The organism is Cupriavidus mimosae (genome assembly GCF_023952485.1).
Classification (GTDB): Bacteria; Pseudomonadota; Gammaproteobacteria; order Burkholderiales; family Burkholderiaceae; genus Cupriavidus; species Cupriavidus taiwanensis_C.
On record NZ_JALHRY010000064.1, the window covers coordinates 1 to 2,565 of the forward strand.

The following is a 2,565-nucleotide window of genomic DNA, read 5'->3' on the forward strand; positions in this document are numbered from 1 at the left end:
TAGATAGCGTCAAGCAGGACGGCCGGTCCAGCGACAATCATTTTGGCCGGTTGGCCGGGATGATTGTCGGTGAGTGTTAGGTCATGGTTGTCGCTCCGTTATCGATGTCGCGGTGATTGTCGTTGTCGCTGGATGATTGTCGTCGGCGAGCAGACTGCTTGTCGCTTGCGGTGCGCCGACGGTAGCTTTCGACGTTCATTTCAAAGATCGTCGAATGGTGGACGAGTCGGTCAATCGCGGCGATGGTCATGCCGGGGTCAGGGAACACGTTGTCCCAGCCTGAGAACGGCTGGTTGGCCGTGATCAGCAGACTGCGCCGCTCATAGCGCTCGGCGATCAGTTCGAATAGGACACTGGTTTCGGCCTGGTCCTTGCGGGCGTACGACAGGTCGTCCAGGATGATCAGGTCAAAGCGGTCGAGCTTGGCCAGGGCTGCAGGTAACTGCAGGCTCTGCCTGGCTGCCTGCAGCTTCTGGACGATCTCGCTGGTACGCGTGAACAGTACCCTGTACCCAGCGTCGATCAGGGCATGCCCGATGGCCGATCCGAGGTGGCTCTTCCCACCGCCCGGCGGGCCGAAGATCAACACATTGGCACCTTTCTCCAGCCAGGAATCACCGCTCGCCAGTGCCATCACGTGCGCCTTGGAGACCATGGGCACAGCACTGAAGTCGAAGGCAGCCAGCGTCTTGGTTGGATCCAGGCGGGATTCGGTTCGGTGTCGTTCGATACGCCGCTTGGCCCGTTCGGCCAGTTCGTGTTCGAGCAAGGCGCCAAGCAGCCGGGTTGCCTGCCAGCTTTCCTTGTCGGCGCGCTGTGCGAACTCTGGCCAGAGCCGGCCAATGGTGGGCAGGCGCAGTTCGTTGAGCATCAACGTCAGGCGGGCGGCATCAATTGGGAGCGGCGCGTTCATGCTGCGACCCCCTGGCCCAGCAGGGCGTCGTAGCAACTGGTCGCCGGCATCTGGACATGGATGACGGGGTGATCGGCTTGCCGCGGCGAGAACTCCTCGCGCAGCGCTTCCAGATCCGGCAGATCACCATCGCCCAACATGGCTTCCAGGCGCACGGCCAGCACGGCTTCGATACCGTCCATGGCCGCCAGCTCAAGCAGGCCAACCATCGTCTTGCACGCGTCGCGTTGCGACAGCCGGGCATCAAGCTGCTCCCAGGTTCGCCGATAGGCCTCCCGAGGGAACAGATCGTCCCGGAACGCCAGGCCCTTGAAGGCCTGCGGCTTACGTTTGAGCCCCTCAATGAAGTGCCGATAGTCGATAGCGCGGCGGGTGCTGTGCGCGGCGTGGGAGCCCCGAGGAGTGCTGAACACCATGGCTCCGGACAGGTAGCAGTCCAGTCGGTCGCCGTACACACGCACCTTCAGACGGTGACCAATCAGGCGGGACGGCGCGCTGTAGAGGATGCCGCGCACGGTGAATGTGCTGCAACGGGTGACACGCGCTTCCTCTTCGGCAAAGTCCGTCGTGCGCCGGGGAGGCAGGTCCGTCAACTGCTCGCGCTCGAGACGGAACGCCGCTGCATGACGCCGGTTACGACGCATCACGACCTCGCGCAGGAGCGCCTCATAGGCGGCTCGATCCTCGAAGTCCCGGTGGCCGCGCAGCATCAGTGCCTGGTCGACAGCCTCCTTCAGATAGCGGTGGGATGATTCCACACTGCCGTTCTCGTGGCCCAGGCCGCGGTTGTTACGGGTGCCGGTCATCCCATAGTGGTCCAGCAGGGCTTCGTAGCGCGTTGTGAAGTCCTCCTGCTCCTTCAGGTTCTTGAACGCCGCCGAGAGGCTGTCGGTGCGATGTTCTCGCGGGCAGCCGCCGGCCTGCCAGAGCGCGTTCTGCAAGCCCGAGGACAGCGCCTCGAAGCTCTCTCCGCCTTCAACCACTTGGGCGTACTCCCAGCGCGAGAACGCGAACACGAAGTGATACAGGCGGTGAGGGAATGGAACGCCGGAGATGGTGATGCCCAGCGCCTGCATATCGGTGAAGTCCGACAGTGCCCGGATCCCCGGCGCGTGTTCCTGTGGGAAGAAGACTTCTTTGGCCGGTCCAGACACAGCCCGCCACTTGCTGATGCGCCGTTCGAGCGTGCGGCGCATGCTGTCAGGGTATTGGTCGGGATGGTCGTCCTGGAGCTTGCGCAGAATGGTGATGGCTTGCAGGCGCGGCTCGCTAGCAAGCATCGGCACGACCTCGGTGTCCCAGACCTCGACGAATGGATCGGGCCGCGAGCGCCAGTAACGGCGGGGCTTCTGCGAAGGCAGTTGGCTATCACGTTCGATACGCCGGGCACTGCGCACACTGATGCCGGCCTTGGCAGCGGCAATCTCCTGGGTATGCTGTTTGCGTTTGGACATGTAGAGGCTAACCTGTTGGTCGGTAATACGGGTTCCAGACATGGACTGACCGCTTATTGATGCGATCAGCCATCGTAGAACCCGGCCAACTCGGCGCCGCCGGTGGCGGAAACTCTCCGGCGGCTACGCCGCCTCCGAGTTCCCGCCACCGGCCAAGATGTTTGTCGCTACGCCGGACAAAATGATTGTCGCCGCCCA

At 63.2% G+C, this 2,565-nt stretch carries 2 protein-coding genes; both read right to left on the reverse strand.

Going from position 1 to position 2,565, the window contains the following annotated elements:
• Window positions 1-76: 76 nt before the first annotated feature.
• On the reverse strand, window positions 77-913 hold the full coding sequence (istB, locus tag MKD50_RS30225) for an IS21-like element helper ATPase IstB (protein WP_012354406.1): 837 nt from the start codon (window positions 911-913) through the stop codon (window positions 77-79).
• The gene (istA, locus tag MKD50_RS30230; protein ID WP_012354405.1) at window positions 910-2,409 is read right to left on the reverse strand and encodes an IS21 family transposase; all 1,500 of its coding nucleotides are present in this window, start codon (window positions 2,407-2,409) and stop codon (window positions 910-912) included. Before istA ends, istB begins: the two co-directional genes overlap by 4 nt.
• Between the last annotated feature and the right edge of the window lie 156 nt (window positions 2,410-2,565).